Raw genomic sequence first — 13,584 nt, forward strand, 5'->3', positions numbered from 1 at the left:
TGGCAGGAAAAATTAATTTCATTATTCCATAATTTTATAGCCAAATCACCTCTATATAACTAAATTAAAGCACGGGCAGAAAGTTATTATTCAGATAAAGAAGGGTTTTAACGTTGTTACCTTTTTCAGGTAGCTATTTTATATTTGTGTATTTAGAAAAAAACGATTTCACGCTAAACTAGCGCCACTTTCATTTACATAAAGCAACAGTATGGCACGCATTTTTTATTCACTCGCATTAATTATTATTAGCCCACTGATTGTATTTTACTTATATGTACTAAGAGGTAAAAAAAACGCAGGATATCGCGCTCACTTTAAGGAACGTTTTGGCTTCATAAGTCGCGCTTTATTTTCAAATAGCAACAAACCGGTTGTATTTCATTGTGCTTCTGTGGGCGAGGTGTTAGCTGCTACCCCTTTAATTAAAGCCCTACAACATGAACAACCGCAGTTAAATATTTTAATTACCTGCAATACCCCCACAGGACGAGAGCAAGTTACCGCTCAGTTTAAACAAAGCGTTGCTGTTAGTTATTTACCCATTGATTTTCCTATGGCCACCACTCGCTTTTTAAAACGAGTAAAACCGCAATTACTCTGTATTTTAGAAACTGAACTCTGGCCGAACTTAATGGCTAATGCGCACAAACAAAATATACCTGTATTGGTAGTTAACGCACGACTATCTGAAAAGTCACAGCAAGGCTACGAAAAAGTGGCCCAGCTAACTCGCAGTATCATGCAATCAATTACCGCACTTGCAAGTCATGACAAAACAGATGCAAATCGCTTTATTGAATTAGGACTACCCGCTAAAAAAAGCCATGTAACGGGATCTATAAAATTTGATATTACCCCAACCACTGCGCAACTCAATAAAGTCGCCTCTTTACAGCAAGATTATAAAAAAGCAGAACGCTTTATATGGGTTGCAGGTTCTACACACCCCATAGAGCATGAGTTTATTTTAGCAGCCCACCAGCAAATACTAGAAACACATCCTGACGCTTTACTGATCATTGCGCCACGTCATCCCGAACAATTTGATAAAGTTGCAGAGTTGCTGACTCACTCGAATCTAAGCTTTAGTCGTCGCAGTCAAAAAAGTTACAACAATGAACAAGTTGTATTAGCCGACACATTAGGTGAATTACAATATCTATACGGTGCCGCTAATATTAGTTTTATCGGTGGCAGTTTAATTAGTCGTGGTGGCCATAACCCATTAGAGTCCGCAGCTTTTTCAGTGGGTGTACTTACCGGCCCTCATACCTACAACTTTGACCATGTTTACCCTGAACTTATTAAACTCAAAGGCGCCCATGTGGTTGAAAATACTGACGAACTGGTGCTTGCATTGCTTCGCTTAATTAAAAACACCAAAGCGTGTGATATTCTTGGCAGTAAAGCAGCTCAGTGCGTTGCTAAAAACCAAGGCGCTATTGCCAAAACGCTTGCCATTATAACTCCTTATTTAGAGCCAAAATCGTGACCAACTTAGCTATATCTCAAACCCGTGAATGGGTAAGCGCTGTGATTGTAAAATACAATTTTTGTCCATTTGCTCGTAAAGAAGTTGAAAATAACTGTATTCACTACACTGTTAGTAATGCCTCAAAAATTGATGATGCTGTAATGGATATGCTTGAGCAATGCACCCAGCTTGACCGGGATCCTCAGCGTGAAACCACTTTATTAATATTTGATAATGGCTTTACTGATTTTGAAGATTTTTTAGACCTTGTTGACTTAGCCAATGCGCTATTAGTTGCACAAGGATTTGAGGGAAAGTACCAAATTGCAAACTTTCATCCTGACTATGTTTTTGCTGATAGTGATGAAGATGACGCTGCAAATTATACTAACCGCTCGCCCTTTCCTACTTTACACTTAATACGTGAGGCAAGTATGAGCGCGGCGCTAGATGAATACAATGAGCCAGAGTCAATTCCTGAACACAATATCAACTTAGCGCGCCGAAAAGGCATTCACTTTTGGCAGCAGCTACTTGAAAATTGCAAAAAACCGAGCGCATAAGTGAAGTGACCCCCAATAGTTGGACATTCCAATTACTGGGGGTCTTTTTATGTCCAAACATCATCGAGCTTTTAAGCTCAAAATAGCAGAGCTCGCTTTGTCTGAAAGCTCTTCGACAGTAAGCAACAGATTTAATGTTACAGATAGGCAGGTCCGATATTGGACCGCTATTTATCGAATTCATGGCGCTGAAAGCTTCAGGTCTGTTCACAAACCTTATTCTCAAGCATTTAAGGTAGAAGTGTTAAAAACGATGACAGCAAACAGTTGGTCACTCGGTTATACCAGTGCTTTTTTCGATTTATCGTCCCCTGGCATTCTTTTTCAATGGCAAAAGCTTTATGCTCGTGATGGTATATCACGTCTCAAACCACAAATAAAAGGTAGGCCAGTCATGACTAATAATTCTTCTTCATCAAAACCAGTAGAGCAAATGACTGAGGAGGAGTTACGAGAAGAATTAGCATACTTACGAGCAGAGAATGATGTGCTAAAAAAGTTAGAAGCCTTGGCTCAAGCCAGAAAGAAAAAAGCAAAGACAAGACGATAGTCGTCGAAGAGTTCAAGGCAAAACATAGCTTACGACACCTTTTAAAGGCTACAGGGCTGCCAAAGAGTGTTTACTATTATCATCGCACTACTTGTAAGCAACCCTGTGCAAGCAATGATTTACTGGTAAAAATACGTGATATCTATCACGCGCATAAAGGACGATATGGCTATCGCAGAATTACGAGTGCTCTGAGAACAATGGGGGTACTTGTTAATCATAAGCGCGTTCAACGGCTGATGAATGAGTTAGGCCTCAAGTCAAAAGTAAGGCCTAAGCGTTATAAATCCTATAAAGGTGAAGTGGGTAAAATCGCAGAAAATACGCTTAACCGTGAGTTTAGTGCGCAGAAGCCAAATCAAAAATGGGTGACGGATGTGACAGAGTTTAAAGTGAATAATGAGAAGGTATATCTATCGCCTATGATTGACCTATTCAACCAAGAGGTAATCAGTTACGAAGTCAGAAAATCCGTTGCACTCCCTTTGGTAACTGACATGCTTAAAACAGCAACTGCTAGGTTGAAGCCAAATGAAAAGCCAGTTGTACACTCAGATCAAGGGTGGCAATATCAAAACAAACAATATCAAAATCATCTCAAGGAAAAAGGGTTGCAACAAAGTATGTCTAGAAAAGGAAATTGTTTAGATAATGCGGTTGCTGAGAACTTCTTCGGCATATTGAAGAGTGAGATGTACCACAACGAAACGTTTAAAGACGTGAATGAGCTTATTGAAAACATCAAAGAATATATCGACTATTACAACAACGAGCGTATTAAGCTGAAACTAAAAGGCCTGAGTCCGATACAGTATCGAAATCAGGCCTTGGCAGCCGCTTAAAAATGAGTCCAACTTTATGGGGTCACTTCATAAGCTCGGTTTTTGGTTTTTAAGGTAGTGTTTAGAAATCTGTGTCATTTCAGTAATATTAAGAAAACAGGAGTGACACATGACTCAATCTTTCGACTTCAACAAAGCATTAGCTGAACTTCAATCTGGTAAAGGGTTAACTGGTGAAGATGGTGTTTTAACACCGCTAATTAAACAATTAACTGAAGCTGCACTCAGAGCAGAGCTAGAGCAGCATCTAGAATCTGATCTGCAACCAAACCGTAAGAACGGCACTAGCAAAAAAACCGTTAAATCATCTGTAGGTCAATTTGAACTTGAAACACCAAGAGACCGCGCTGGCTCCTTTGAACCGCAACTCGTTAAGAAAAACCAAACTAAGTTAACGCCAGAAATTGACCAAAAAGTCCTATCTATGTTTGCGTTAGGCATGAGCTATCGTGATATTCGCAGTCACATTCAAGAAATGTATGGCATTGAAGTATCAGAAGCCACAATAACCGCTGTGACTGACCAGCTAATACCAGAGCTTAAAGCGTGGCAATCTCGCAGTCTTGATGCGTTGTATCCATTTATCTGGCTTGACGCTATTCACTATAAAATCAAGGAAAATGGTCGCTACGTTAGCAAAGCGGTTTATACTGTGCTGGGTATTAATATTGAAGGCCGTAAAGAATTACTTGGCCTCTACGTATCAGAAAGCGAAGGTGCTAACTACTGGTTATCAGTGCTGACCGATTTACATAATCGTGGCGTATCCGATATTTTAATCGCCTGTGTTGATGGACTAAAAGGTTTCCCTGAAGCCATTGGCACTATCTATCCTGAAACAGAGGTTCAACAGTGCGTTATTCATCAAATTCGTAACTCGATGAAGTACGTAGCCTCTAAGCACCAAAAAGCCTTTATGGCTGACTTAAAACCCGTTTATCGTGCAGCAACTAAAGATGCCGCAGAAGCAGCACTGGATGAGCTAGATGATAAATGGGGCAAGCTATATCCCATTGTTATCGACTCTTGGCGTCGTAAATGGACGAACCTGTCGGTTTACTTCAAGTACCCAGATTACGTGCGAAAAGCCATTTATACCACCAATGCTATCGAGGCGGTTCACCGCCAGTTTAGGAAATTGACCAAGACTAAAGGCGCATTCCCGAATGAAAATAGCTTGATGAAATTATTGTATGCAGGCATATTGAACGCCTCGAAGAAATGGACAATGCCAATCCACAGTTGGAACCTGACATTGTCGCAATTAGCCATTCACTTCGAAGGTAGGTTAGATGGCGTGATAGATATTTAGCAATTTAGGCTGACACAGAATTCTGAACGCCCTCGTTTTTAATAATGCACAGAGTTATTTTTTAACCCACTCACCATTAACTTCAACGAAATGCCCTGCTTGGGTTTTTTCAATGGTTTTTGCCGCCGCTAGTGCTTCTACTTGAGCAAGTGACAAGTTGTTCTTTTTCGCAAGTTTTAAATATTGTGCTTTGCGCTTTGCGTTAATTTCATCAACAACCGCTTTAGCCTCTGCATTTTGTACAACCAAACCTAAATAACCTGAGCTATCTTCACCCACAAGCCCTTGGTTTTTAGCATCATCTAAACTGATTGCCCAAGCAGAAAATGACAATAAAGCGGCACTTAAAAGTGTGATCACGTTTAACTTTTTATTTTTTAATAAACTCATAATTGCTCCTTAGAATAACTCACTGTCATCGCCAAATAAATCATCTAGCTCTTTATCAACCTTTACGCGAATTTCATGATCAACCTTCACATTTAAATTAATGGTGATAGGCTCTTTCGCTGCCACTTCAACGCGGTGCGTACATGCACTAAGCAACCCCAGTGCTGTAAGTATTATCAGCCATTTAGTCATTTTTAGTTCCTTTTGTTGAATACTCTTGTTCAACTTTTTGAGTAATTTCATCACTTAAGCGCAATGCTCTTAAGAGTGTAAAAACATTTTCTTCATGGTTGTAATTAAAGTTAACTTGCTGCGCCTGTTCCTTATTGTATCCCTTTAAGTTTACACCTAAATAAAGCCAACCGTCAGGCTTTAAGTCAACACTACTGTTTAAGCTCTGAATGTCTAAATCCTCTAATAAGCTTAAAATCGGGCCCAGCTCTTGTTGCTGAGCTTTAACTGCATCAAAAGCAGCATTATCAGTAATAACTAGCTTACCTGTCCCTTGGTTAGATAACTCACCGGATTTTACCGAAATACCTTGTTGATCTATGTAAACGGGTAAGCGGCCATTCACTCGACCTGTTAGTGTAATGCCTGATTTATCATCTAAGGTAATAAGTTTACTCGCATCAATATTTTCAAATGTGGCCAATGAACGCTGCGCTTTTTCCGTCACTTTGTAGCTATCCAAAGCAAAACGACCACCCAGTACATCTGCCGTTATTCTTTCAGCGCGAGCAATAGAGTTCTCAACACTAAAATTACCGACAATGTTACTCACAACAGCACCTGCTCGTAGCTCATTTAATTCAAATGTAGTAGGACCCACATTAAGCTGCCCTGAATTATAAGAGCCCGTTAAGCGGCTACTAAAATGCTTAGCTAAATAATCGTTGTATAAGCCACTTACCTGTTCTACTTGAAATGTAAACTCAGCCTGCTGTAAATTAACATCTCCGCGAACAACCCCATTAAAGCTACCGTCGGTCAGCGTGGCTAATGGTTCAAACTGCTGTAAAACAGGGTTAAGTTTAGTCACGGCTTGCTCTGCAACTGTTATCTCAAATGGATGCTCCACAGCAGATATGTGGTGACTGGCTACCAATTCAATACCATCAATAAATACATGATGTGAGGCTTGAAGCGCCCGACTTTGCAAGCCTTTAGAGCTTATGCGAATATTACTTAGGTTTAAAAAGTCACTGTTAAGTTGGGTAAGTTTAGTTTCACTGTTTAAATCGACAAATAATTCGCCAACAGCCAAACTAGAAAATGCTGATAATTGATTATTTACACCACGCACTTGGTATTGCTCATAAGCCACTGAGCGTAATTGGCTATTTAGGCTAGCGTTGATATTTTGTTTATCATCAAGCTCAGCACTAAACTGCGCCTTGTAGCCCTTTACTGTTAATTTATCAAAACTAAGCTCAGCAAAAGTCATCTCGCTAGTTATTTTTGCATTTTGCTGACGCTGTAAAACATTCTCTATTTGAAATAGGCCAGTGCTTGCTACCTTTTTAGCTGATGCGGGTAAAAAGTCTGGCAGCTCATCGACGTTTAATTGGTAGTTGCCATCTACAGCCAAATTATTTAAAGCTGCCTCTATTTCTATATGCTTAATACCTTCGCTGATAAACAATAACTTAATATTGCCTTTAGCATACTCTAACGGTTGCTGAACATTAATTGCTAGGTTTTTCAGGCTGAGCTTCGTTTGACTATTTTTAGTGTTTAATAGCATTGACGGTATAACAAGTTGTCCGTTTTCAAACTTTACCGTATCACTGAGCATCAATTGCCACTTTAACGGCAGCTGCTTGGCTATAAATTCACGCTGTGATTGATTGTTTATAAGCGCCAAACAATCGCTATCAAACGTTACCAAACCGCTTAATTGCTGTGCATTTAACAAAGCTTTTTTATCGTTAAAATGATAGTACATATTCATATTACCAAAAGCATTTAGCGTTACTGGGCATTTACTAAACTGCTGTGTAAAATCAGCATCTATGTTTGATTTTATATCAACGGATAACCCATCGAAGATGAAATCATGCTCACTGTTTAGTGAAAGCGCGGGCATCGGCTTTATCTTTGTTAATATTCCATCAGCTACCTTAAAATGACCAGTAACTTTATGATTGCTGACTGTTATCTCGGCAATTGCATCACCTGAAATCACAAATGTATTTAACTTCTCTTCACCAATGCTAAAAACTAGTTCATCATGAAGTTGTGGGTGGGTAATTAACAATCTTTTGATATCAATTTTAGGCCGTTGCTTGGGTAAATTAAGTGCCAGCTTTTTGAAGGAATTATTACTTGCTGAGACACTCTCGCTATCATTTAAACGAAGATTAGCGCGGCCAACTGTTATTTTTTTTGTATCAGCCACAATGCCACCAAGCTCAATTTGATGGCCTTGGTAAGCCAAACATAATCGGTTTACGTCTAAGCTAATATTTGAGTTTAGTGACCAATCTAAACAATGTAGTTCAACACCAGATTGGCTCAAAGATGACGCTATAGCCCATTGAGTTATAGGCATACGAAATACATAACCCAGTGTTAAAACACTCAGAAATAAAAACACGATTCCCCATGCGATGCGTTTGATCATACTATCCTTAATTTGAACCTTGAACCTTGAACCTTGAACCTTGAACCTTGAACCTTGAACCTTGAACCTTGAACCTTGAACCTTGAACCTTGAACCTTGAACAGTCTAAACAAAAAAGGCTGCACAAGGCAGCCTTTTTTATTTTACATCCAGATCATGAATCTAGTGTGTATATTAACCTACATTTTTACGCGCATTACGGAACATACGCATCCATGGGCTATCCTCTTTCCACTCATCTGGGTGCCAAGAGTTAGCAACAGTACGAAATACACGCTCTGGATGTGGCATCATTACAGTTGCACGACCATCTGTTGATGTAATACCGGTGATACCTTCTGGCGAGCCGTTCGGGTTCGCTGGGTATTGCGTTGTAGGGTTGCCATAGTTATCAACAAATTTAACCGCTACAGTACCACTTGCAAGTGCTGCTTTTGTTGCTGCTTCGTTTGCAAACTCTGCATGGCCTTCACCATGAGATACCGCAATTGGCATCCGCGAGCCCGCCATACCATTAAAGAATACCGATGGATTCTCTTGTATTTCAACTAAGCTAAAGCGTGCTTCAAAACGCTCTGACTTGTTCGTTACAAAGCGTGGCCAATGCTCAGTACCTGGGATCAACTCTTTTAATGTTGATAGCATTTGACAACCGTTACATACCCCTAAGCTAAAGGTGTCTTCACGGTGGAAGAAACTTTGGAATTGATCGCGTGCCATGTCATTAAACAATATTGACTTAGCCCAACCTTCACCCGCACCAAGCACATCACCGTAAGAGAAACCACCACACGCCACTAAACCTTTGAACTGTTCAAGTGTTAAACGACCTTCTAAAATGTCGCTCATGTGCACATCAACCGCTGCAAAGCCCGCACGGTTAAATGCAGCTGCCATTTCTAAATGAGAGTTTACACCTTGCTCACGTAAAATAGCCATTTGCGGTTTAGCACCAGTTGCAATATATGGAGCTGCAACATCTTCATTTAAATCAAAGTTAAGTTTTACATTTAAGCCAGGATCTTTTGCGTCAAACTTAGCGTCAAACTCTTGCTTAGCACAATCTGGGTTATCACGACGCGCTTGCATTTGATACGTTGTTTCGGCCCAAATTGTACGAAGTTCAGTACGAGTATGATTAAGTACTGTTTGCTCACCACGATTAAACACTATGTTATCGTCGTTATTTAGCGAGCCAATCACATGACTAATTGCGGCAACTCCATGCTGCTCAAATACCGCATTTACAGCCTCTAAATCGCTATTCGCTACTTGAATTACAGCACCTAGCTCTTCGTTATAAAGCGCTTCAATATCAGAGCCGGTCAAAGTCGCTAAATCAACGGTAACACCGGTGTGACCGGTAAACGCCATTTCAGCGATAGTGGTAAATAAGCCACCGTCTGAACGGTCATGGTACGCAAGCAACTTGCTATCAGCGACTAGCGCTTGCATTGCGTTGTAAAAACCTTTTAGTAGCTCTGGGCTATCTACATCAGGTGTTGTATCACCTAATTGCTTATAAACCTGAGCAAGGCTTGATGCGCCCAGTCGGTTTTTGCCCGCGCCTAAGTCAACTAAAATAAGCGATGTATCGCCTTTATCTGTTCGTAACTGTGGGGTCACTGTTTTACGTACGTCTTCAACACGACCAAACGCAGTGATAATAAGCGATAACGGGGATGTTACAGATTGCTCTGTAGCATCATCTTCGTTCTTCCATGTCGTTTTCATCGACATAGAATCTTTACCTACAGGAATTGTTAACCCAAGTGCCGGACATAACTCTTCACCCACCGCTTTTACTGCTTCGTATAAACCGGCATCTTCTCCTGGGTGTCCCGCTGCGGCCATCCAGTTTGCAGATAACTTAATATTTTCAAGAGAGCCAATGTTTGCACAGGCAATATTCGTTAACGATTCTGCCACGGCTAAACGCGCTGAAGCGCCATAGTTAAGTAGTGCTGCAGGCGTACGTTCACCCAGTGACATTGCTTCACCGTGGTAAGTGTCATACGTTGCTGCGGTTACTGCACAGTTAGCTACTGGTACTTGCCATGGGCCTACCATTTGATCGCGTGCTACTAAACCTGTTACCGAGCGATCGCCAATAGTAATGAGGAAGGTTTTTTCAGCAATGGTTGGTAAACGTAATAAACGTTCTGCAGCATCAGCAGCACTGATATTTTCAACGTCGAGTGCTTTACCTAACACTTGTTGTGATGTTACATCACGATGCATTTTAGGTGCTTTCCCTAATAAAACATCGAGCGGTAAATCAACAGGATTATTTTCAAAGTGACTATCAGCCACCGTTAAATGAGGCTCTGCAGTTGCTTCACCAATGACCGCATATTGCGCTCTTTCACGCTTACAAATAGCTTCAAAACGATCAAAATCTTCAACAGCAACAGCGAGTACATAGCGCTCTTGCGATTCATTACACCAAATTTCGTGTGGTGCCATGCCCGGTTCATCATTTGGGATATTGCGAAGCTGAAATTTACCGCCACGTCCACCGTCACTAACAAGTTCAGGGAATGCGTTAGATAAACCACCTGCACCCACATCATGAATAAACGCAATTGGATTTGCATCACCTAGCTGCCAACACTTGTCGATGACTTCTTGGCAACGACGTTCCATTTCTGGGTTTTCACGCTGTACAGAGGCAAAATCTAAATCTTCATTTGATTGACCCGACGCCATACTTGATGCAGCGCCACCGCCTAAGCCAATGTTCATTGCAGGGCCGCCTAGTGCAATGAGTTTTGCACCAACTGGAATATCGCCTTTCTGAACATGATCAGCACGGATATTACCTAAACCACCGGCAAGCATAATTGGCTTGTGGTAACCACGCACCTCTTCACCATTGTGACTGGTCACTTTTTCTTCGTAAGTACGGAAATAACCTAATAAATTAGGACGTCCAAACTCGTTATTAAACGCAGCACCACCTAATGGGCCTTCAGTCATAATATCTAGGGCATTAACAATACGGCCTGGTTTACCAAAATCACTTTCCCAAGGTTGTTCAAAACCAGGAATACGTAAATTAGATACAGTAAAGCCCACTAAACCCGCTTTTGGTTTTGAACCACGACCAGTTGCGCCCTCATCGCGAATCTCACCGCCCGATCCTGTTGCCGCACCAGAGAAAGGAGCAATAGCCGTTGGGTGGTTATGGGTTTCAACCTTCATTAAAATTTCAATGTCTTCTTGGTGATACGCATATTCACCTTGTGCATTCGGGAAGAAGCGACCCGCCTTTGAGCCTTTCATTACGGCCGCATTATCTTTATAGGCAGATAATACATTCTCAGGATTATGCTCAAAGGTGTTTTTAATCATTTTGAACAACGACTTTGGTTGTTCAATGCCATCGATAGTCCAATCAGCATTAAATATTTTATGACGACAATGCTCTGAGTTCGCTTGAGCAAACATAAACAGTTCAATATCGTTAGGGTTACGCCCTAACTTAATAAAGTTTTCAACTAAATAATCAATTTCATCATCAGCAAGCGCAAACCCTTGCTCTATATTTGCTGCGGCTAATGCTTCACGGCCGCCACCTAAAATATCAACTGATGACATTGGACGAGGTGCATCGCTGCGAAATAACTGCGCGGCATCTTCTAATTTACTGTGAGTAGCTTCAGTCATGCGGTCATGAAGAAGTGCTGCAACTTGTGCTAACTGTTCTGCACTTAAATCACCTTCAATATAGTAAGCAATACCGCGCTCTACGCGATGAACTTGTTTAAGCCCACAGTTATGAGCGATATCTGTCGCTTTTGAAGCCCATGGCGAGATTGTACCAGGGCGAGGCGTTACTAATACCAACTGACCTGCTGGCGCATGCTCAGCAATTGTTGGGCCGTAGGTTAATAACTTTTCAAGTTTGGTGTGCTCATCAGTGTTTAATGGCGATGTTAAATCGGCAAAGTGAGCGTATTCGGCATATACATTGGTGACAGGAAGTTGCGATTGTTGGCAACGCGCTAAAATTTTATTAACTCTGAACTCTGAAAGTGCTGGTGCACCACGAAGGATCAACATAAGTAATTTCACCCGGGGTTAGGGATTGAACGATATTTTAGGCGCGTATTATAGTCCAAATTACTCTCAGATTTAACTCAAAAATGCGCTTTTCATTAAATTAACTTTTTCTTTTTGTTTACACCTATTTTTTACTCACTGCGATTAAACGACAAGTGACGTAATCAGTAAGTTTTGTTATAACAGGAGATACGATGCTAAAGAGGCGAATATGTTGAAGATAAAGCTAATAACAATCATTACGTTAGTCATACTTTTGTGTGCATGTAATACACAAGAGCAATCAACACAGCTTGCCCAAATCAAATCTGAAAACAAAATTCGTATTGGTACACTTGCCAGTGCAAGTAATTACTATCAAGCCGTTCAAGGGGAGCAAGGATTTGAATTTGAGCTCTCTCAAGCGTTTGCAGACTACTTAGGGGTAGAGCTTGAAATTGTACCCTTTTTTAATTTATCCGAAATGTTTGCGCGCTTAGACAGTGGTGACCTCGATTTAATTGCCTCAGGGCTTACCTACAATAAAGTACGTGCTGAGCGCTATCGCTATGGCCCTACATACAGAACAATTAGTCAAAAATTAGTCTTTAAACAAGGCCGTGAACGCCCTCGTGATTTTGATGATTTAACCGGAAACTTCACCGTTATCGCTAAAAGTAGCCATTCATTAACATTAGAAGACATTCAACAAACCAGCCCAAACTTAAGCTGGAATGAAACCGAAGAGTTTGATGAAGAAGAATTACTGCAAGCAGTTATTGATGGGGAAATAGATTACACCTTAGCGGATTCTCATACTTTAGCGCTATTTCGTCGCTATCACCCTAATTTAAGTATTGGCTTTTCAGTTACCCGAAATGATTCAATTGCATGGATACTAAGAAAGTCGAATGATGATTCCCTATACGCATTATTAGTCCCCTTTTTTGGTGAAGCAAAACAAAATAATCAACTTTATGTGCTCGAAGAAAAATACTTCGGTCATGTCCGCCAGTTTAATTACGTTAATACCTTGGCCTATATAGATGCAATTAAAGAAACACTGCCTAAATATCAACCTTGGTTTATGCAATATGCAGGTAGCCTAGATTGGCGCTTACTGGCGGCATTAAGTTATCAAGAGTCGATGTGGAACCCGCGTGCTAAGTCACCAACCGGTGTGCGTGGTATTATGATGCTAACAAGACGCACAGCAAAACAAGTCGGTGTAACAAACCGCTTAGAACCAGAGCAAAATATACGCGGTGGTGCACAATACTTAGCAAAATTAATTAAACGCGTCCCGGATCGAATCCCTCAACCGGATCGTACTTGGCTTGCACTTGCCGCCTATAATGTAGGTTGGGGACACGTTAACGATGCCCGTATTATTACCGAGCAACAGGGAGCTAGCCCTGATAAATGGGCTGACGTTAAAAAGCGCTTACCATTGTTAGTAAAAAAACGTCACTATCGTAATACCCGTTATGGCTATGCTCGCGGTGATGTAGCTGTGACTTACGTTGATAATATACGCCGCTATTACGATGCGCTTGTTTGGCTTGATGAAAATAATGCAATGGCGCCGATTACCTCAACAAATGAAACAGAAGATAAAATCGTTAAACCAGATGATTCAGAGCAACGTACAAATAATTCCGCTGAGGAAAAAATAAATACGCTGCTTAGTAATTAACTTAACATCAGAAAATCAAATAGTTGTTTACTTGTAATCAATTATTCAATAATCTGGCTTAATTGTATAAAATTTTGTGTCATT

The 13,584-nt window shown here is 40.8% G+C and carries 10 protein-coding genes; 6 read left to right on the forward strand and 4 right to left on the reverse strand.

All coding sequences use genetic code 11. The features are described from left to right. The first annotated feature begins 211 nt into the window (after positions 1 to 211). From waaA to BG00_RS00550, 5 genes are all read left to right on the forward strand, one after another. Complete coding sequence (gene waaA, locus BG00_RS00530) at positions 212 to 1,495, forward strand: lipid IV(A) 3-deoxy-D-manno-octulosonic acid transferase (RefSeq protein WP_036979824.1); 1,284 nt, start codon at positions 212 to 214, stop codon at positions 1,493 to 1,495. Further along, the gene (locus tag BG00_RS00535; RefSeq protein ID WP_036979827.1) at positions 1,492 to 2,040 is read left to right on the forward strand and encodes a DUF1415 domain-containing protein; all 549 of its coding nucleotides are present in this window, start codon (positions 1,492 to 1,494) and stop codon (positions 2,038 to 2,040) included. Before waaA ends, BG00_RS00535 begins: the two co-directional genes overlap by 4 nt. Positions 2,041 to 2,089: 49 nt before the next feature. After that, positions 2,090 to 2,590 (forward strand): transposase, encoded by a 501-nt coding sequence (locus BG00_RS00540; RefSeq protein WP_036979831.1) that lies wholly within the window; start codon positions 2,090 to 2,092, stop codon positions 2,588 to 2,590. After that, complete coding sequence (locus BG00_RS00545; protein WP_250653896.1) at positions 2,587 to 3,432, forward strand: IS3 family transposase; 846 nt, start codon at positions 2,587 to 2,589, stop codon at positions 3,430 to 3,432. Before BG00_RS00540 ends, BG00_RS00545 begins: the two co-directional genes overlap by 4 nt. A 109-nt stretch (positions 3,433 to 3,541) precedes the next feature. After that, positions 3,542 to 4,744, forward strand: a complete 1,203-nt coding sequence (locus BG00_RS00550) for an IS256 family transposase (RefSeq protein ID WP_036979834.1) — start codon at positions 3,542 to 3,544, stop codon at positions 4,742 to 4,744. A 54-nt stretch (positions 4,745 to 4,798) separates the two neighbouring features. Here the strand turns inward: BG00_RS00550 and BG00_RS00555 are convergent, their stop codons facing one another. From BG00_RS00555 to purL, 4 genes are all read right to left on the reverse strand, one after another. Beyond that, a complete protein-coding gene (locus tag BG00_RS00555; protein ID WP_008115577.1) occupies positions 4,799 to 5,134 on the reverse strand; it encodes a YdbL family probable chaperone protein in 336 nt (111 codons plus the stop codon). 9 nt (positions 5,135 to 5,143) lie between these two features. Next, positions 5,144 to 5,326, reverse strand: a complete 183-nt coding sequence (locus BG00_RS00560) for a YnbE family lipoprotein (RefSeq protein WP_036979837.1) — start codon at positions 5,324 to 5,326, stop codon at positions 5,144 to 5,146. Further along, positions 5,319 to 7,760 (reverse strand): intermembrane phospholipid transport YdbH family protein, encoded by a 2,442-nt coding sequence (locus BG00_RS00565; protein ID WP_036979840.1) that lies wholly within the window; start codon positions 7,758 to 7,760, stop codon positions 5,319 to 5,321. The genes BG00_RS00560 and BG00_RS00565 overlap by 8 nt, the downstream gene beginning before the upstream one ends. Before the next feature lie 174 nt (positions 7,761 to 7,934). Then, positions 7,935 to 11,825, reverse strand: coding sequence for a phosphoribosylformylglycinamidine synthase (gene purL / locus BG00_RS00570; RefSeq protein ID WP_036979842.1), 3,891 nt, complete (start codon positions 11,823 to 11,825; stop codon positions 7,935 to 7,937). A gap of 211 nt (positions 11,826 to 12,036) precedes the next feature. Between purL and mltF the strand changes: the two genes are divergently transcribed. Continuing rightward, entirely contained in the window at positions 12,037 to 13,500 is a 1,464-nt protein-coding gene (gene mltF, locus BG00_RS00575) for a membrane-bound lytic murein transglycosylase MltF (protein ID WP_036979844.1), read from the forward strand. The last annotated feature ends 84 nt before the right edge of the window (positions 13,501 to 13,584 follow it).

The sequence above is a fragment of the Pseudoalteromonas sp. SCSIO_11900 genome, from assembly GCF_000576475.1.
Lineage (GTDB): Bacteria > Pseudomonadota > Gammaproteobacteria > Enterobacterales > Alteromonadaceae > Pseudoalteromonas > Pseudoalteromonas tetraodonis.

What these genes read in the sequence shown, in the direction of transcription:
- BG00_RS00555 (WP_008115577.1), bottom strand. Translation starts at nt 5,134, where the DNA reads ATGAGTTTATTAAAAAATAAAAAGTTAAACGTGATCACACTTTTAAGT.
- BG00_RS00565 (WP_036979840.1), bottom strand. Translation starts at nt 7,760, where the DNA reads ATGATCAAACGCATCGCATGGGGAATCGTGTTTTTATTTCTGAGTGTT.
- BG00_RS00560 (WP_036979837.1), bottom strand. Translation starts at nt 5,326, where the DNA reads ATGACTAAATGGCTGATAATACTTACAGCACTGGGGTTGCTTAGTGCA.
- waaA (WP_036979824.1), top strand. Translation starts at nt 212, where the DNA reads ATGGCACGCATTTTTTATTCACTCGCATTAATTATTATTAGCCCACTG.
- BG00_RS00540 (WP_036979831.1), top strand. Translation starts at nt 2,090, where the DNA reads ATGTCCAAACATCATCGAGCTTTTAAGCTCAAAATAGCAGAGCTCGCT.
- BG00_RS00550 (WP_036979834.1), top strand. Translation starts at nt 3,542, where the DNA reads ATGACTCAATCTTTCGACTTCAACAAAGCATTAGCTGAACTTCAATCT.
- purL (WP_036979842.1), bottom strand. Translation starts at nt 11,825, where the DNA reads ATGTTGATCCTTCGTGGTGCACCAGCACTTTCAGAGTTCAGAGTTAAT.
- mltF (WP_036979844.1), top strand. Translation starts at nt 12,037, where the DNA reads ATGTTGAAGATAAAGCTAATAACAATCATTACGTTAGTCATACTTTTG.